The sequence below is a fragment of the Streptomyces phyllanthi genome (assembly GCF_009377205.1).
Classification (GTDB): Bacteria; Actinomycetota; Actinomycetes; order Streptomycetales; family Streptomycetaceae; genus Streptomyces; species Streptomyces phyllanthi.
This window is the reverse complement of sequence record NZ_VJZE01000016.1, coordinates 16,631-32,757: the sequence shown is the minus strand read 5'-3', so window position 1 is coordinate 32,757 and position 16,127 is coordinate 16,631. Positions and strand designations below refer to the sequence as shown.

16 protein-coding genes and 1 pseudogene are annotated in these 16,127 nt (G+C 69.5%); 4 read left to right on the top strand and 13 right to left on the bottom strand.

Translation table 11 applies throughout. The features are described from left to right. Positions 1-5: 5 nt before the first annotated feature. The 4 genes from FNH04_RS04780 to FNH04_RS04765 form a co-directional block, all read right to left on the bottom strand. Positions 6-1,385: an L-serine ammonia-lyase gene (locus tag FNH04_RS04780; protein WP_152780630.1), complete on the bottom strand. Its 1,380-nt coding sequence runs from the start codon at positions 1,383-1,385 to the stop codon at positions 6-8. Next, the gene (locus tag FNH04_RS04775; RefSeq protein ID WP_152780627.1) at positions 1,382-1,612 is read right to left on the bottom strand and encodes a sarcosine oxidase subunit delta; all 231 of its coding nucleotides are present in this window, start codon (positions 1,610-1,612) and stop codon (positions 1,382-1,384) included. The genes FNH04_RS04780 and FNH04_RS04775 overlap by 4 nt, the downstream gene beginning before the upstream one ends. A 289-nt stretch (positions 1,613-1,901) precedes the next feature. Continuing rightward, complete coding sequence (gene glyA, locus FNH04_RS04770; RefSeq protein WP_152780625.1) at positions 1,902-3,230, bottom strand: serine hydroxymethyltransferase; 1,329 nt, start codon at positions 3,228-3,230, stop codon at positions 1,902-1,904. Between the two features lie 151 nt (positions 3,231-3,381). Continuing rightward, on the bottom strand, positions 3,382-4,176 hold the full coding sequence (locus FNH04_RS04765; RefSeq protein ID WP_152780624.1) for a FadR/GntR family transcriptional regulator: 795 nt from the start codon (positions 4,174-4,176) through the stop codon (positions 3,382-3,384). A gap of 173 nt (positions 4,177-4,349) precedes the next feature. Between FNH04_RS04765 and FNH04_RS04760 the strand changes: the two genes are divergently transcribed. Further along, on the top strand, positions 4,350-4,865 hold the full coding sequence (locus FNH04_RS04760; RefSeq protein ID WP_152780622.1) for an aldehyde dehydrogenase family protein: 516 nt from the start codon (positions 4,350-4,352) through the stop codon (positions 4,863-4,865). A gap of 115 nt (positions 4,866-4,980) precedes the next feature. Here the strand turns inward: FNH04_RS04760 and FNH04_RS04755 are convergent, their stop codons facing one another. The 4 genes and pseudogenes from FNH04_RS04755 to FNH04_RS04740 all read right to left on the bottom strand — a co-directional run bounded on the left by FNH04_RS04755 (position 4,981) and on the right by FNH04_RS04740 (position 7,937). Next, entirely contained in the window at positions 4,981-5,778 is a 798-nt protein-coding gene (locus tag FNH04_RS04755; protein ID WP_152780620.1) for an IclR family transcriptional regulator, read from the bottom strand. Between the two features lie 532 nt (positions 5,779-6,310). After that, positions 6,311-6,739, bottom strand: a pseudogene (locus tag FNH04_RS04750) (ATP-binding cassette domain-containing protein); the annotation flags it as partial. A gap of 101 nt (positions 6,740-6,840) precedes the next feature. Then, entirely contained in the window at positions 6,841-7,638 is a 798-nt protein-coding gene (locus tag FNH04_RS04745) for a maleylpyruvate isomerase family mycothiol-dependent enzyme (protein ID WP_152780618.1), read from the bottom strand. A gap of 65 nt (positions 7,639-7,703) precedes the next feature. Beyond that, positions 7,704-7,937 carry a nuclear transport factor 2 family protein gene (locus tag FNH04_RS04740; RefSeq protein ID WP_152780616.1) on the bottom strand — a complete coding sequence of 78 codons (234 nt, stop codon included), beginning with the start codon at positions 7,935-7,937 and terminating at the stop codon, positions 7,704-7,706. A gap of 349 nt (positions 7,938-8,286) precedes the next feature. On the opposite strand from FNH04_RS04740, the gene FNH04_RS04735 reads away from it, so the two are divergent. Then, positions 8,287-8,868, top strand: a complete 582-nt coding sequence (locus FNH04_RS04735) for a TetR/AcrR family transcriptional regulator (RefSeq protein WP_152780614.1) — start codon at positions 8,287-8,289, stop codon at positions 8,866-8,868. Between the two features lie 349 nt (positions 8,869-9,217). Then, the gene (locus FNH04_RS04730) at positions 9,218-9,844 is read left to right on the top strand and encodes an NAD(P)-dependent oxidoreductase (protein ID WP_152780612.1); all 627 of its coding nucleotides are present in this window, start codon (positions 9,218-9,220) and stop codon (positions 9,842-9,844) included. Positions 9,845-10,093: 249 nt separating this feature from the next. On the opposite strand, the gene FNH04_RS04725 is transcribed toward FNH04_RS04730, so the two are convergent. The 5 genes from FNH04_RS04725 to FNH04_RS04710 form a co-directional block, all read right to left on the bottom strand. Next, entirely contained in the window at positions 10,094-10,891 is a 798-nt protein-coding gene (locus FNH04_RS04725) for an ABC transporter ATP-binding protein (protein WP_152780610.1), read from the bottom strand. A gap of 39 nt (positions 10,892-10,930) precedes the next feature. After that, the gene (locus FNH04_RS04720) at positions 10,931-12,037 is read right to left on the bottom strand and encodes an aliphatic sulfonate ABC transporter substrate-binding protein (protein ID WP_322722591.1); all 1,107 of its coding nucleotides are present in this window, start codon (positions 12,035-12,037) and stop codon (positions 10,931-10,933) included. A gap of 222 nt (positions 12,038-12,259) precedes the next feature. After that, positions 12,260-12,361: a putative leader peptide gene (locus FNH04_RS48925; protein ID WP_322722590.1), complete on the bottom strand. Its 102-nt coding sequence runs from the start codon at positions 12,359-12,361 to the stop codon at positions 12,260-12,262. A 138-nt stretch (positions 12,362-12,499) separates the two neighbouring features. Next, positions 12,500-12,958, bottom strand: a complete 459-nt coding sequence (locus tag FNH04_RS04715; RefSeq protein WP_152780607.1) for an RrF2 family transcriptional regulator — start codon at positions 12,956-12,958, stop codon at positions 12,500-12,502. 104 nt (positions 12,959-13,062) lie between these two features. Continuing rightward, positions 13,063-13,971 (bottom strand): TauD/TfdA dioxygenase family protein, encoded by a 909-nt coding sequence (locus FNH04_RS04710; RefSeq protein ID WP_152780605.1) that lies wholly within the window; start codon positions 13,969-13,971, stop codon positions 13,063-13,065. Between the two features lie 287 nt (positions 13,972-14,258). Between FNH04_RS04710 and FNH04_RS04705 the strand changes: the two genes are divergently transcribed. Beyond that, complete coding sequence (locus FNH04_RS04705; RefSeq protein WP_152780603.1) at positions 14,259-15,797, top strand: carboxylesterase/lipase family protein; 1,539 nt, start codon at positions 14,259-14,261, stop codon at positions 15,795-15,797. The last annotated feature ends 330 nt before the right edge of the window (positions 15,798-16,127 follow it).

Genomic DNA, 16,127 nt, shown 5'->3' with positions numbered 1-16,127 from the left:
TCTCCTCAGCACTCGACCACGTTGAGAGCGAGACCGCCGCGTGCGGTCTCCTTGTACTTGTCCTTCATGTCGGCCCCGGTCTCCCGCATGGTCTTGATCGCCTTGTCGAGGGAGACGTGATGGGTGCCGTCCCCGTGGATGGCCATCCGCGCGGCGGTGATCGCCTTCAGGGAGGCGACGGCGTTGCGCTCGATGCAGGGGATCTGCACGAGCCCGCCGACGGGATCACAGGTGAGGCCGAGATTGTGCTCGATGCCGATCTCCGCGGCGTTCTCCACCTGTTCGGGAGTGCCGCCGATGACCTCGGCCAGCCCGGCGGCTGCCATGGAGCAGGCCGAGCCGACCTCGCCCTGGCAGCCGACCTCGGCCCCGGAGATCGAGGCGTTCTCCTTGAACAGCACGCCGATGGCCGCGGCGGTCAGCAGGAAGCGCACGATGCCGTCCTGGTTCGCGCCGCGCACGAACCGGTCGTAGTAGTGCAGTACGGCGGGGATGATCCCGGCGGCGCCGTTGGTCGGGGCGGTGACGATCCGTCCGCCCGCCGCGTTCTCCTCGTTCACGGCCAGCGCGTACAGCGTCACCCATTCCATCGCGTGCAGGGAGTCGGTTTCGGCCTCCTCGTCCGCGGTCAGGAGTCTGCGATGCAGCGCGGCGGCCCTGCGCCGTACCTTCAGACCGCCGGGAAGCACTCCGTCGGTGGCACATCCCCGCAGGACGCACTCCTGCATGACGGACCAGATGCGCAGCAGCCCGGCCCGGACCTCGGCCTCGGTACGCCAGGCCGTCTCGTTCGCCATCATGATCGAACTGATCGACAGGCCGGTGGCCTCGGCGTGCGCCAGCAGCTGCGCGCCGGTGGTGAACGGATACGGCACCGGCGTGGTGTCCGGGACGATCTGCGGGCCGTTCGCCTGGTCCTCGTCCAGGACGAAACCGCCGCCGACGGAGTAGTAGATCCGCCGCGACAGGCTCCGGCCGGCGGCGTCGACGGCTTCGAACGTCATGGCGTTGGAGTGGAAGGCCAGCCGTTTGCCGCGGTGCAGGACGACGTCGTCGTCGACGCGGAAGGCGACGGGATGCTTGTCGAGCAGGCGCAGGCTTCCTGTCGTACGGACCCTGTCCATGGTCGGTCCGGCCGACGCGGGGTCCACGTGTTCAGGAGCGTGGCCCTCCAGACCGAGCACGACCGCTTTGACGCTTCCGTGACCGTGTCCCGTGGCGCCCAGCGAGCCGAACAACTCGACGTGGACGCCGTGCGTGTCCTCCAGGAGTCCTTCCCGTTCCAAGGCGTGCGCGAAGGAGCCCGCGGCGCGCATCGGGCCGACCGTGTGCGAACTGGACGGTCCGATGCCCACCTTGAACATGTCGAAGACGCTGAGGGTCATCCCGGCCACCGCCGTACTCCGTGGCCGGGCCGACCAGCCACGCCGTCGTGCAGGGGGCGAAGGAGCGCCGGCTGGTCACCCATGCGGTGGACGGCGAGGAGCCGGTGGGTGACGGCGTCGCGCAGGGTGTTGAACCAACGGCGGCATCCCGCTGTGTGCGTCCACCGCTCCGCGAACGGTTCGGCTTCCTCGCGCTCGCCACACCAGGGGCGGGCTATGGGCTGCATCAGGGTCTCCTGAGGTGAGTCGAGGTCAGTGGGCCGCGGCGTTGGGCATCACGACCGTCGGGTGCACCGGCGCCACTCTTCCGGCTGCGATGCGGCCGCGGGTGGTCCGTACGCCCGTCACCCGGCCGTCCGTCATGTCGATGCCCGTACCCCCTCGCAGTTCTGGATCAGATCGATGCCGTTGAGCTGGTCGGCGTCGCCCCGGCGTCTGCTGTCCCGGATGTCCTGCGGGGTGCGCGCGCGGGGTTGCTCCGGAGGAAGTCCGGGTGGTCCGGAAGCGGCGTGCGGGTCATGCCGCGGGTCCGTTCAGCTGGGGGTACAGGGGGAACGCGGCGGCGAGCTTCGCGACCCGGCCCCGCAGCAGGTCGGCCTGTTCACCGCTGAGATGCTCGGGCTTCAGCGTCTGGGCGATGATGTCGGCGACCTCGCGGAACTCCACGTCGCCGAAGCCCCGGGTGGCCAGGGCCGGGGTGCCGATGCGCAGCCCCGAGGAGACCATGGGCGGCCGTGGGTCGAAGGGGACGGCGTTGCGGTTGACGGTGATGCCGACCGCGTGCAGCCGGTCCTCGGCCTGCCGGCCGTCGAGGGGGCTGTTGCGCAGGTCCACCAGGACGAGATGTACCTCCGTGCCCCCGGTCAGTACCGTGATGCCCGCCTCGGCCACGTCATCGGCCAGCAGCCGCCCGGCGAGGATCTTCGCCCCCTTGAGAGTGCGCTGCTGCCGCTCGCGGAACTCCTCGCTCGCGGCCATCTTGAAGGCGACCGCCTTGGCCGCGATCACATGCTCCAGGGGGCCGCCCTGCTGACCCGGGAACACCGCCGAGTTGATCTTCTTGGCCAGCTCCGCCCTGCTCAGGATCACACCACCGCGGGGACCGCCCAGGGTCTTGTGCGTGGTCGTCGTCACCACATCCGCGTATGGCACCGGACTCGGGTGCAGTCCCGCGGCCACCAGACCGGCGAAGTGCGCCATGTCCACCATCAGACGGGCCCCGACGCTGTCGGCGATCCGGCGGAAGGCGGCGAAGTCCAGCTGCCGGGGGTAGGCCGACCAGCCGGCCACGATCAGCTTCGGCCGGTGCGCCAGAGCGAGCTGTTCGACTTCGTCCATGTCGATGCGCAGGTCGGACTCGCGCACGTGGTACGGGATGACGTTGTACAGCTTGCCGGAGTAGTTCAGCCGCATGCCGTGGGTGAGGTGGCCGCCGTGTGCCAGGTCCAGGCCGAGGACGGTGTCACCGGGCTGGAGCAGGGCGAACATCGCCGCGGCGTTCGCCTGGGCGCCGGAGTGCGGCTGGACGTTGGCCGCCTCGGCGCCGAACAGGGCGGTGACCCGGTCGATGGCCAGCTGTTCGATCGTGTCGACGTGTTCGCAGCCGCCGTAATAGCGCTTTCCCGGGTAGCCCTCGGCGTACTTGTTGGTCAGTACCGAACCTTGCGTCTGCATCACCGCCAGCGGCGCGAAGTTCTCGCTCGCGATCATTTCCAGAGTCGACTGCTGGCGCTCGAGCTCCGCGTCGACCGCCGAGGCGACCTCCGGGTCGAACAGGGCCAGCGGTCGGGAGAGAGCGCTTGCGGTGCCCTCCGCCGAGCGTTCCTCCGTGACGTCGAGGCGCATGCGATCCCCTTGGAAGACTAGAAGCGTACGACTGGTATATCAGTTGTAGATGTGGCTGGGGCAAATCGTCAAGAGGCCCTGCTGGTAAACATTTAAAAACGTATGTTATGGTTTGGTGCAGGTGTGGACCGCTACGGACTGGCCGTTGCCCTCATCCGTCGGTCGGGTCCGCCAGGACCAGTTCCAGGTGGGCGTCGACGACGGCCTCGGCGTCCCGCTCGCTGTGTGCGATGGCGAGGGCCTGGGCGCGTTCGGCGTCGCCCGCGGCGATGGCGTCCACGATGCCCAGATGCTCGTCGGCGGCTGTTCCCGTGTGCGCGAGATGCGTGGCAGGAGCCCAGAGCAGGGGCGCGAACTCGCCCTGGACCTGTACGGTCGCCGCGGTGAGCCGGCGCGACTGCGCGGCGACGCCGAGACCGATGTGGAAGCGGCTGTCGGTCCGCCGCAGGGCGTCGAGGTCCGAGGCTTGGCGGAACTCCTCGGCAAGGCTGCGCAGGCGCTGGATGTCCTGGTCGTCCGCCCGCGTGGCGGCGAGCCGGGCCGAGGCGGATGCCACGGCGGCGGAGATGTCACCGAGGTCGCGCAGCTCTTCCGTGCTCATCGCGCGCAGGCGACGCGCGAGGTCCTGGGGTGACCGGACGGCGCCGTCGGAGACGATGCTTCCGCCGCCGCGACCGCGTTTGGTCGTGATGATGCCCCTGGAGCGCAACGAGGCCAGTGCCTGCCGCAGCGTGATGGTGGAGACTCCGAGCCGGCTCGCGAGCTCAGGTTCCGACGGCAGGCGTTCGCCGTCTCGGAACAGGCCGACGGTGATGGCCGTCTCCAGCTGATGCGCTGCCTGGTCGGCGCGGCTGAACCCCTCTGGTTCGGCAGAGCCCAGGAGCGCAGCGAACCTGATGGAGCCCGTGCTCGGAACGGTTTCCGCGTCTTCGGTCCCTTGTGCCACGCCCCAAGGTTACGGGGTGGAACGGTGCTTGACGGGGGGATGTGACGTCACAAACTATAAACAATTAAGTCTAAATCTTTTTCGGTGTGAAGACGCCTTCCCGCAGGTCATGGACACCGTTCCCCCGCCACCGCGGTGGCGATTCTCAGCAGAACTGGTCTCGGAGGCACGAGATGGCCCAGGCAGAATCCTCGATCCAGGCCCGGATCCGTCGTGGTGACGGCTCACCCCTCGTCACCGCGGGTGATCTGGCCCCCGCGGAACACTTCGTCGACGGTGGCTTCCGGCCCGGCAAGTCGGTTCGGACGATGGATGTCGTCAACCCCTGCGATGGCACGCTCTTCGCGCAGGTGCCCGAGGGCTCCGTGGAGGATGTGGACCTGGCTGTCACGGCCGCCCGCGCCGCCAGGGCGACCTGGGGCCGTACCGTCCCGAAGGAGCGCTCCGAGGTGCTCCATGACACGCCCTACGGTCTTTCGGCCTCGGTCTGGACGGAGAACTCCCGACGAGGCCTCGACCTTCCCGACCGTCTCGACTTCGGCACGGTCTGGGTCAACGCCCACCTCGTTCTCGCCAACGAGATGCCCTGGGCCGGATTCAAGGGCTCCGGCTACGGCCGCGACCTGTCCGTCTATGCCCTGGACGACTACTCGCGGACCAAGCACGTCATGCACAACCACTCGCGCTGAGGCCGTCGGCGGGCGGCCACCCCGACGAGCCGCGTGCCGGACCAGAGCAAGCACGCGATGAGGTCAAGGGCCGGAAACGACCCCTCGACGGCCACCGGGCCGGCCCACTACCCGCTCACTCGTCACCTGGGATGTCCTGCCAGAACACGTCGACGATGCGCTCGACGGTCGCCTGCATCTGCTGGAGGGCTTCGGGGATCCGGACTCGGCCGAATCGGTAGCGGGGTCCGTTGAGGGACAGTACCGCCACCAGAATCCCGGACGAGTCCCTGATGGGGCGCGAGAGCGAGAGCAGCCCTTCCTCGAGCTCGTTGTCGATGACACTGAAGCCCTGTTCACGAACCTGCTCGAGTTCCTTCAGCAGGGCCGCGCGATCGGTGATGGTGCTCGACGCGTATGCCTCCAGTTTCTCGGGCAACAGTGCCTTCACCTTCTCCACGGGCATTTCCGCGAGCAGCACCTTGCCGGTGGAACTGGCGTGCAGCGGCCAGCGCTGACCGATCATGTTCTGGGCCGAGAGGCCGATCAACTGCGATCCCGCGGCCTCGGCGACGAGGTCGAGTCCGTCCTGGAGGTTCGGTACCGACAGGGTCACCGTCTCGTTGCACTTGTCCGCCAGCTCTTGGAGCAGCGGCTGCACCCGGGCGACCAGACCCGAGTACGGGTCCGCGTAGCGCCCGAGCCGGGCCAGCTCCCAGCCGAGGACGTAGTTGTGGTCGACCCGGTCGACGAATCCGTTCCTCTCCAGACTGTTCAGCAGGCGGAACGCCGTGGGCCGTGAGAGTTCCGCAGCCTTCGCGAGGGCGCTGACGGTAGCGCCGGATCGCGGCTGGGCAGCCAGTTCGCGAAGCAGGCGGATGGCCTTCATCACCGACTTGTTGGTCAGCTCCACCGGTGAGGATGCGTCGGTCATGCGGCCCCTTGGTCTCTGTAGCGCTGCGCCGTAGGCAGCTCGACCTTGCGTCGACTTTACCGCCTGGGCGTTCAGATAGTGAACGCCTCGACGTGTGCGGTGCGCGATGGGGCCTGATACGGCTGCGGCTGCCCGGCTCTCGGCAGCCTCCGGGGGCGCCCCTGGTCGGAACATCGGGGGTGGTCCCTCCGGTGGTCGTCCGGAGCACCGGGGCAATGACGATGACGCGGTCGCCGCCACGACCGGACAGGTCTCGCCCCAGCCGACAAGCGCGTCACGGTGGCGCCCATATGGACGACCGCGGCGAAAGCGATGGAGGACCGGTCGTGTTCTGGCCCGCTCATCCTGAGTCCGGCGGCACGGCAGATGCCGCGGTGGCGGCGACCCGAGCCAGTCCGCCGGCCTGGGAGATCCGCAGCCCGATTCGGTCGGCCAGGTGCTGCGCCGCGATGAGTGCGACGTCCGCGTCGACGACGAAGAACCCGCCCTGCCCGCAGGGCTCGAAGCCGGGCGCGTCGACTTCCCGCCCGGTCCGCCCGTCGCGCATCATCGCGATTCTGTTCCCGAGGCGCATGGCCTCGTTCAGGTCGTGCGTGATGAAGAGGATGGTCTTGCCCAGCTTGTGCTGGAGCTCGATCAACTGGTCCTGCATCTGGCGCTTGATCAGGGGATCCAGGGCGCTGAACGCCTCGTCCATCAGCAAGATGCTGGTGCCTGCGGCAAGCGCTCTCGCCAGGCCGACGCGTTGCCGCATGCCCCCGGACAGCTGTCCCGGAAGTGAGTCCTCCCAGCCCTTCAGTCCCACCAGGCGCAGTGCTTCCTTGGCGCGCCGCTCCTGCTCGTCCTTCGGGATTCCCTGGACCGCCAGCCCGTAGGCGGCGTTCTCGCCCACGGTGCGGTGCGGAAACAAAGCGAAGTGCTGGAAGACCATGCTGACCTTTTCGCGGCGCATGCGTCGCAACTGCAGCTCAAGCGTTCCCTCTCTCGCCCCCCGGCAAGGAAGCCCGCGCCGACAAGACCGGGATCCCGGCAAAGAACCCCCGTCCGCAAGCCACCCCCTGCTCAGAACCCGGGGAAGACCCGCCGCAGGTCGTCCAGCGTCAGGGCGCCCCCGGTGAGGGTCACGCTCGTCGGCGTGTACGCGGGTGCGTGGCGGCCCGTCGTGAGGCGCAGCCACCACTCGGCGGGCGCGCTCAGCACCGCGTCCGGCTCGCCGACCGGCTCGTCGCCGAGCGTGACCGCCTCGCCGAGGTCGAGCCCGAAGGACCTCTCGGGTGCGGTGGTCCGTATCGCGAGGTGGACCGGACGGCCGTCCACGGCGTCGGCCTTGCCGAGGCGGCCGATGAGCAGGCCGGCCTGGTCGAGCAGTGGTCCGGTCGCGTCGGCCGCCAGGACGGCCGCCGGATCGAAGGCGACTTCGACGTCCCAGGTGTGGAAGGTGGACTCGCTGAGCCGCAGACCCGCCAACGTGGCCACGTCCACGGGCATCGGCAGGAAGCCGAGGTCGATCCGCAGTTCCTCGCGCGTCTGCGCGTCGAGGCTCTCGTAGCGGGCGACCAGCGCCTCGTCGGCGGACGCGAAGCCCGGGGCCCGCTCGTCCGGGGACATCGCGTCCCAGCGTGCCCACACCGACTTGTTGAAGTCCGCGTCCTTGGGGCCGGTGCCGTCCAGAGCGCCTTCGAGGACGGCCAGGGCGATCTCCGCACCGCTGCCCAGGTGGCTGAGCACCTGCGACACGTCCCACTCCGCCGCCCCGGACTTCCGGGTGAGGTCGACGGCGCCCATGTCGCGCACGAGCGAGGCGAGGTGGTCGTGTCCGCTGCGCAGGGCGGCGATGATCCGGTCGGCGCGTTCACTCATGAGTGTCTCCTTGTTCTCGAAGGGCCGGCGGTACTGCAGGCGTGTGTGACGAGGCAGCGGTGCGCTCAGAACATGGTGTTGTCGTTGGCCGAGGTCTCAGGTACTGCCTGGAGTACGTCCAAGTGCTCGACGATCTTGCCGTTCTCCAGCCGGAGGATGTCCGCCGCCGTGCCGTGGTCGGTCGCGGAGGTCGTCACGTGGCTGTGCAGCATCACGAGATCACCGTCGGTCAGCGCGGCCGCGGCGATGATGCCGGCGCTGAGGAACGTGGCACCGCGGCGGAGCACGGGGGTGTTCATGATTGTCTCCAGAGCTGTACCTGGCTGTTGGTCCGTGGTCTGTGGTCTGTGGTCTGTGGTCCGTGGTCTGTCGTGGTCCTGGACCGGCCTTCTGCCACGGATCGGAACGCGCCGGGGCGATCCGGCAGGCAGACGAATCAGGAGCGTGTCCGAGGACGGGGCAAGGCCGGGTAGCGCTGAGGCGGGATACGGGGGACGGACTCCGGTGGCCCACGCCACCGGCCCATGACGCCGAACGATTTCGCCCACTATGGTGAGACGCAAGCGGACAGCGGTCCGGTAGAGGGAACGTAGCGGACGAGTGTCCGGTTAGCAAGGGCTTCGGATGCGAGCCCGGGGAGGAGGGCATATGGAGCCGAGGAGCGATGGGCCCCAGCGGTCGGACGCGCAGCGCAACCGGGAGCGCATCCTGGAGGTGGCGCTGGTCGAGCTGTCGCGTTCCGTGGACGTCCCGATGAGCGTGATCGCCAAGAAGGCGGGCGTCGGGCAGGGCACGCTCTACCGCAACTTCCCCAATCGTGAGGCGCTCATCCTGGAGGTGTACCGCCATGAGGTGCAGCAACTCACCGACCGTGCGGCCGAGTTGCTGAAGACCAGGGAGCCCGACCAGGCCCTGCGTGCATGGATGGACCGCCTCGCCCGCTTCATCATGGCCAAGACCGGACTGGCCGACGCGCTGCGCCAGGCCGCCGTTGCGACGGGAGGGCCGGAGCCGTCGGGGTACTCACTGGTGGTCGAGTCGATCGAGCTCCTGCTCAACGCCAATCATGAGGCCGGCACCATTCGCCCGGGGGTGACCGCCGACGACTTCCTCCTCGCCATCGCCGGCATCTGGCAGATCGACATCCGCGGAGACTGGCACGCCCAGGTCACCCGGCTGCTGGACCTCATCATGGACGGCCTGCGCGCGGGGGCCCCGGGGCGGGGCTGAGGGGGCAGCCAGGCTCCTGTGGGAACGGTGAGCAGCGGCCGGAGGATTCCCTCCGGCCGCCCCGCACTGTTGCCTGCCCGCTCGATTCCACTACGTGACTCCATCCGCCCGGCCCTTCATTCCGCGCCCGGTGCCGGTGCCGGGGCCGGGGCCCGGCGGGTGCCGCCCGGTGCCTGCACTCGACTCGCACCCGGATCCGGCCTTGCTAACCGGACGACCGTCCGCTACTTTCCCAGTAGCGGACAGTTATCCGGTTCGGCTCTCTGCGATCGCGGCTCGTTTACGGCCGACGCCGCGGCAGACCTACGCCCATCCTTGCCCCCACACCCTCACGGAAGATTCCCTTGCCATGAAACTGCTCATCCTCGGTGCAACCGGTCCCACAGGTCGCCACGTCGTCGACCTGGCTCTGCGGGCCGGTGACTCGGTGACCACCTTCGTACGCAACCCGGCGGCTCTCGGTGACCTGGCGGAGAAGGTCACGGTGGTCGCCGGAGACGCCACATCGCATCGCGACGTCCTCGCCGGCGCGGCCGGGCACGACGCGATCGTCTCCGCCCTGGGCAGGGGCACCTCGGTGCGTGCCGACGGACTCTTCACACGATCCTCGGCGGCCGTGATCGGTGCGGCCAAGGAAGCGGGCGTCTCCCGGCTGGTGTGGCTGTCGTCGTTCGGCGTCGGTGAGACGCTCGACTGGTCGAGCACCACACAGAAGGCGATCTACCGCACGCTGCTGCGGTCGATCTACGCCGACAAGGAGATCGCGGACGAACGCATCCGCAACAGCGGGCTGGACTGGACCGTCGTCTACCCCACCCGGCTCACCCACGGCCCCGCGAACGGCACCTACAGCGCGGGGGACCGGCTGCCGATGAAGGGCAACCCGACGATCAGCCGCGCGGACGTGGCCGCCTTCATGTACCAGGCGGCCCACGGAAGCGAATGGATCCACCGCAGCCCCGTCATCACCGACTGACGACCTCCTTCCCGCCCTGACCGACCTCCGGCCGGCGAGGACTCCGCCCGATGGACGCTCTGTACGGCGCGGGAGTCCGCCCACCGCGACCGTGGGCGCCGTGTCCGCACAGCGGGCCACCCGGCGACGTGGTCGAAGTAGCTCCCACGTCGGTCTTCTCGCAGGGGTTCGGTGCCACAGCCGAGGCCGACAGAGCGTAGTCCCGACGGGCCGGTGCTGTGCGCGTCGGTCCTGACGCCGACGCCGTTGTCAGTGCCGGCCATGGCGGCGGATCTCCCCACGCAGTTCCTCGGTGATCTCGGCGGACAGTTCGGCGACCGCGCTGTCCTCGATGCGGCGCGGCTGTGGAATGCCGACGGTCCACTCCCGCGCGATACGGCCCGGGCGGGAGGACAGCAGCACCACCCGCTGCGCGAGCTTGACCGCCTCCCGCACGTTGTGCGTCACGAACAGCACCGACCGTCCCGTCTCCCGCCAGATGCGGGTCAGTTCGTCGTGCAGGACGTCACGGGTGATCGCGTCCAGCGCGGCGAACGGCTCGTCCATCAGCAGCAGCCGGCTGTCCTGGGCCAGCGCCCGGGCCAGTGCCACGCGCTGCCGCATACCGCCCGACAGTTCGTGCACCCGCTTGCGGTGCGCGCCCTGCAGCCGTACGAGGTCCAGCAGCCGTTCCGCCTCCGGCCGGCGCTCCGCCTTGGTGACCCCGCGCAGCTTCAGCGCGAGCTCGATGTTCCTGCCCGCGGTCAGCCAAGGGAACAGCGCGTGCTCCTGGAACATCAGGGCGGGCCGTCCGTCCGTGGTGATCGAGCCGGAGGACGGCAGGTCCAGCCCCGCGGCCAGGTTGAGCAGGGTGGACTTGCCGCAGCCGGAGGCCCCCAGGAGGGTGACGAACTCGCCGGGTGCGACATCGAGCGTGATGTCGTCCAGCACGAGCTGCCGTCCGCCGGGCGTGCCCGGTGCGGGGAAGGACTTGGAGACATGCTCGATGCGGGCGGCGTGCGTCACCGCCGTGGCGTCCTCGGCAGCCCTGGCGATCGTGGTCGCCATGGTCGTCACCTCCTGGGAGATCGTCGGGTCCGGTTGTCGTTACTCGGCGCCGAGACCGGCGTCGTCGACCTCGTCCTTGCCCTCGGCCCTGAGGACCTTGTTGAGCGGCGCGAGGTCGTAGATGCCCTTCAGGTCGGGCTTCTCCAGCAGACCGGCCTTCACCGCGTGCTCCGCCTCGGCGTCGAGGGTCCGGGCCAGCGGGTCGTCGAGGAAGGTGATGGACTTCCAGGCCGGGTCGATGACGTCGGCGGGCAGGGCCTTGCCGGAGAGCTCCTCCAGGGCCTTGTTCGCGGAGGCCTTGGCCTCCTCCGGGTTGGCGTTGATCCACTCATTGGTCTTCACCGAGCCGCGCAGCACGGCCTCGACGACGTCCGGGTGTTCCTTCAGGAAGCTCTGCGACACGATGATGTTCGTGATCACGAACTTCTTGTCCGGCCACAGGTCGGCCTCGTCGAGCAGTACCTTGGCGCCCTCGGAGACCAGCTTGGACGCGGTCGGCTCGGGTACCCAGGCGCCGTCGACGGAGCCGGACTTGTAGGCGTCCGGGGTGATCTTGTTGTCCGTGCGGACGACGGAGACGTCGCCCTTGCCGCTCTCGGCGTCGACCTTCCAGCCCTTCTCCGCGATCCAGTTGAGGAACGCCACGTCCTGGGTGTTGCCGAGCTGCGGGGTGGCGATCTTCTTGCCCTTGAGGTCGTCCAGGGTCTTGATCCTGTCCGGGTTGACGACGAGCTTCACGCCGCCGGAGGCGGAACCGCTGATGATGCGCAGGTTCTTGCCGTTCGACTTGGTGTAGCCGTTGATGGCGGGGGAGGGCCCGATCCAGCCGATGTCGATGGACCCGGCGTTGAGCGCCTCCATCTCGGAGGGGCCGGCGTTGAACGTCGAGGCCTTGATCCTGGTGCCGCCGAGCTCCTTCTGGAGCAGGCCCTCCTGGACGCCCACCAGGGCGGTGCCGTGCGTGAGGTTGGGGAAGTAGCCGATCTTCACCTCGTCGGCCGAGAGCTTCTCGGCGCCCGCCGCGACCTCGGTCTGCTTGTCGTCGTCGGTGGCGTTGGATCCGTAGCCGCAGGCGGTGAGCAGGAGCGGGAGCGCTGCTGTGACGGCGATGGTGCGCAGGGTGGTGAGCGGTCTTGCGGCAGACACGGAGGTGTCCTCTCAGGGATGGGTTGATCAGGGAGATGCCGAAGGTGCGAGGCGCGAAGCTCGTGAGCATGCGCCTGCACTCCACTCACCGGCCCTCGGCGGCGGGAATGCCGCCGCGGGCTCGGGAGCGGAGGTGGCGGAGGTGTATGGGGATGGGCGGCCGCGGGCGGTGCTGCCGGCCGAAGGATGTTCTGCGGACGGCTGCGGACGGCGCGGACGGCCTCAGACGGGCCGACAGATGGCGCTGGACGTGCGACGGAGGTCGATGTGGCGGCGCGAGGTCAGCAGGGGGAGCGACAGGTCTGCGCGATTGAGCGTTCGCATGACCACCCCACAGATCCCTAGTTTTCCTACCTGGTTGATAGGGATCGTGGCAGAAGGTGGCGCGCTCCCCAAGGGGGTGTTCATATGGCGGACGCCGCTATCTCGCTTTTTGGGAGCTTCGGTTGATGGCCCAGCGTGTCAGGGGTTTACCCAGGCCTTCGGAGTGTCGGTCAGCGCGGCTACGCCGGCGGGCAGTTGGGCCGATGCGACATCGGCGAGCGACACGCCCTCGAGGATCTCGCGCACGTTGGACCGCAACGCGATCCACAGGGGGAGCAGCGACTCGGCGGGGCCGGTGTAGGACAGCTCCGGCGGGCGGACCCCGCGTACCGAGACCAGGGGCCCCTCCACGACGCGGATGACATCGGCGATGCTGATCGACTCGGCGGGTTTGGCCAGCCGGTAGCCGCCGTTGCCGCCGCGCTGGCTGAGTACGAGGCCGCCCCGACGCATGTCGTTCAGGATGCTCTCGAGGAACTTGTGCGGGATGTCCTGGGCGTCGGCGATGGCCTCGGCCTTCAGCGGCCCGTCATCCCGTGAGGCGGCGAGCTGTAGCGCGGCACGTACCGCGTAGTCCGCCCTGGCTGAGATCCGCATGCACCCATTATCCCGCAAGGCTTCGGCCCGGCTCCACTCCCGGCAGACCGCCGGGCGGGAGCGGGGTGCCACTGCCCGGCGGCCGCGCGCGGCGGGTGCGGTGCTCAGACCGCGGCCGGGGTGTAGTGGGCGGCGTCATCGCCCTCGATGACGTGGCTGAGGGTGCCGTCGACACCTTCCGGGACGTCGCCCGCGACGGTCACCCGGTGCAGCAGGCGCGGCAGGTCGCCGTAGTCGTCGGGGGCGTAGTGCTGGGTGATGCGGTTGTCGAACAGGACGAGGTCGCCGGGCGTCCAGGCCACACGCACGATGTTCTCGGGACGCGTGACGTACGACTGGAAGATGCGCAGCAGGTCACGGGAGTCGGAGGGGCTGAGACCCACGATGCTCCGGGCGAAGCCGCCGATGAACAGCCCGCGCTCCCCGGTCTCGGGATGGACGCGGACGACCGGATGGGCGGTGCGGTACTTCCGGGAGACGAACCGCCTGCGGTGCTCGGCCGCCTTCTCGCTCTTCGGGGCGGGGTGGGCGGCATAGTCGAAGGCATTCGTGTGCACCGCCCACAGCTTGTCCGCCAGCTCCCGCAGCGGCTCGGGCAGATCCCGGTACGCGGCGGCCGAGTTGGCGATGAGCGTGTTGCCGCCGTAGGGCGGGACCACGATGCTGCGCAGCGTGGACGCCTTCGGGGGCGTACGGACGAAGGTGACGTCCGTGTGCCACTGGTTGGCGCGGATTCCCTCGTCGCCGTCGACGGGGAGGATGTGGGGCCGGCCGTCGACGGAGGGCACGGTCGGGTGCGCGGTGGTGAGCTCCCCGAAGAGGGAGGCGAAGCGGAGCTGACCCGCGTCGTCGAGGCGCTGGTCGCGGAAGACGAGTGCCTTGTGTTCCAGAAGTGCGGAGTTGATCTCGGTGACGACGGCGGGGCCGAGATCGGTGGAGAGATCCACGCCGAGGATCTCGGCGCCGATCCGGCCGCCGACCTTGCGGATGTCGAAGTCGGTGCTGGTGGTCATGTGTGGGTGTCCTTTCAGTAGGTCCTACGTTGTCGGTGGATGGTCCGGCACATCGGCCGCTACGTTCTGAACGGCACCCAGCCACCCCGGGCTTCATGCGTCACTTCGCTCAACTGAACGGCTGGCCCCTGGATGTGCGGGCGGATGCCCTGCTCCAGCAGTCCGAGTCATCCGTAAATCGCTGGCGCGGCATCCGACCGCGGTGGATGATCCGCAGGGTCTGGGGGCTGGAGGTCTGGGGGTCTGGGGCCCGCGAGCCCTCTCCTCCTGTCTGAGAGGAAGTTGTGATGACCGTTGGCGAGTCCAAGCCGTCCGGATCCCAGCCCGAAGTCCGCGCGGCGGCCGGAAGGCTGCGCGGCAGCCGGGAGGCGGGTGTGGCGGTCTTTCGTGGCATCCCGTTCGCCGAGCCCCCGGTCGGCGTGTTGCGCTTCGCCGCACCGCGACCGGTACGGGGCTGGAGCGGGGTGCGGGAGGCCCTCTCGTACGGCCCGCCGCCCCCGCAGGGTGGGCATTTCGGCATGGACGCGCTGTCGCAGGACGCGGCGGGCGACGACTGGCTGACGGTCAACGTCTGGTCGCCCGAACCCGACCCGGGCGCGAGGCTGCCGGTGATGGTGTGGATCCAGGGCGGCGCCTACGTGATCGGCATGTCCGGCCTCCCCGAGTACGACGGTGGCCGGCTCGCGCGGGACGGTGGCGTGGTCGTGGTGACGTTCAACTACCGCGTGGGTATCGAGGGCTTCGCGCAGATCGAGGGGGCTCCTCCCAACCGGGGTCTGCTCGACCAGGTCGCCGCTCTCGAGTGGGTGCGCGACAACATCCGGGCATTCGGCGGCGACCCTGACCGGGTCACGGTCTTCGGTCAGTCGGCGGGTGGGGGATCGGTCGCCGCGCTGCTGGCGATGGGCCGTGCGGCCGGGCTCTTCCGCCGGGCCGTCGCGCAGAGTGTGCCGGGCACGTTCTTCTCGCCGGATCTTGCCGCGGACATCACTGCCGCCTGTGCCGCCGAGCTGGGGCTGCGGCCCACGGTGGCCGACCTGTCCAGCGTCGCCCCACGCCAGTTGTCCGCCGCCGGTGACACGGTCGGCGCCAAGATGGACCAGTGGGCGCGACGCTGGGGCCGGCCCGCGCGCAGAACGATCCCCTTCTCGCCCGTCGTCGACGGCGAGGTCCTGGCCGTCACACCGTGGCAGGCCCTGACCGACGGCGCCGGCCGCGACATCGACCTCCTCGTCGGCCACACCCGCGACGAGCAGCGCCTGTTCACCGCCGTCAACGGTCTGCTCGGTGAGGTGGGCGAGGAGCAGGCGGCGAACGCCCTCCATGTCTTCGCACCCGGCCCGGACGGCGCGCGCCGCTACCGTGACGCCTTCCCGGCGGCGAGTCCGGACGAGCTGTACGAACTGGTCCACTCCGACTGGCTGTTCCGCATGCCGTCGCTCCACCTCGCCGAGGCCCAGACGGCTGCCGGCGGCCGCACGCACGTCTACGAGCTGGCCTGGTCGGCCCCGGGCATGGGCGGCGCCCTCGGCGCCTGCCACGGCCTTGACGTACCACTCGTCTTCGGCAACCTGAACCGCGGCCAGCCTGCCATGCTGATCGGTGAAACGCCCTCCCCGGAGGCAGAGGCCCTGTCCGCCCAAATGCGCGCCGCATGGACTTCGTTCGCCGCGCACGGCGACCCCGGCTGGCCCGCGTACGACATCGGTCAACGCCTCGTTCAGCTCTTCGACACCCGGTCGGCTGTCACGGCCTACCCGGAGGAGCCCTCCCGCCTGATCTGGCAGAGCCACACCTTCCCCGCGCTGCCGCTGATCAGCCGGTAGCGCAGACCGACCCGGCCGAGCGGGGCTACTGGTTCTGTTCGAGCGAGGACTTGAGGAGTGCCTCGGCCGTGTTGGCGTCCTGAGGCGTCTGCCCGGCGGCTTGCCGAGGCGTTTCCTCGGGTGCAGGTGCGCGACCGTCCTCGGTTCCGGGATCAGCGGTTCGCCGATCTCGCAGCCGAGGACCGCGCGGATCATGTCCAGGTCCGCGAGCTTGACGCTGATCGGCCGGCCGGACCGTCGGTCCGGCCAGGACCAGCGTGCCGGTGCCGTACCGGACGATGTCGTGGGCGGCCTCCTCCCCGCTCTGCCCGGCATCCGCGCGTCCGCGTC

Bases quoted from the DNA above. Each gene is read 5' to 3' on its own strand.
- FNH04_RS04780 (WP_152780630.1), bottom strand. From the start codon at position 1,385: ATGACCCTCAGCGTCTTCGACATGTTCAAGGTGGGCATCGGACCGTCC.
- FNH04_RS04775 (WP_152780627.1), bottom strand. From the start codon at position 1,612: ATGCAGCCCATAGCCCGCCCCTGGTGTGGCGAGCGCGAGGAAGCCGAA.
- glyA (WP_152780625.1), bottom strand. From the start codon at position 3,230: ATGCGCCTCGACGTCACGGAGGAACGCTCGGCGGAGGGCACCGCAAGC.
- FNH04_RS04760 (WP_152780622.1), top strand. From the start codon at position 4,350: ATGGCCCAGGCAGAATCCTCGATCCAGGCCCGGATCCGTCGTGGTGAC.
- FNH04_RS04755 (WP_152780620.1), bottom strand. From the start codon at position 5,778: ATGACCGACGCATCCTCACCGGTGGAGCTGACCAACAAGTCGGTGATG.
- FNH04_RS04745 (WP_152780618.1), bottom strand. From the start codon at position 7,638: ATGAGTGAACGCGCCGACCGGATCATCGCCGCCCTGCGCAGCGGACAC.
- FNH04_RS04740 (WP_152780616.1), bottom strand. From the start codon at position 7,937: ATGAACACCCCCGTGCTCCGCCGCGGTGCCACGTTCCTCAGCGCCGGC.
- FNH04_RS04735 (WP_152780614.1), top strand. From the start codon at position 8,287: ATGGAGCCGAGGAGCGATGGGCCCCAGCGGTCGGACGCGCAGCGCAAC.
- FNH04_RS04730 (WP_152780612.1), top strand. From the start codon at position 9,218: ATGAAACTGCTCATCCTCGGTGCAACCGGTCCCACAGGTCGCCACGTC.
- FNH04_RS04725 (WP_152780610.1), bottom strand. From the start codon at position 10,891: ATGGCGACCACGATCGCCAGGGCTGCCGAGGACGCCACGGCGGTGACG.
- FNH04_RS48925 (WP_322722590.1), bottom strand. From the start codon at position 12,361: ATGCGAACGCTCAATCGCGCAGACCTGTCGCTCCCCCTGCTGACCTCG.
- FNH04_RS04715 (WP_152780607.1), bottom strand. From the start codon at position 12,958: ATGCGGATCTCAGCCAGGGCGGACTACGCGGTACGTGCCGCGCTACAG.
- FNH04_RS04710 (WP_152780605.1), bottom strand. From the start codon at position 13,971: ATGACCACCAGCACCGACTTCGACATCCGCAAGGTCGGCGGCCGGATC.
- FNH04_RS04705 (WP_152780603.1), top strand. From the start codon at position 14,259: ATGACCGTTGGCGAGTCCAAGCCGTCCGGATCCCAGCCCGAAGTCCGC.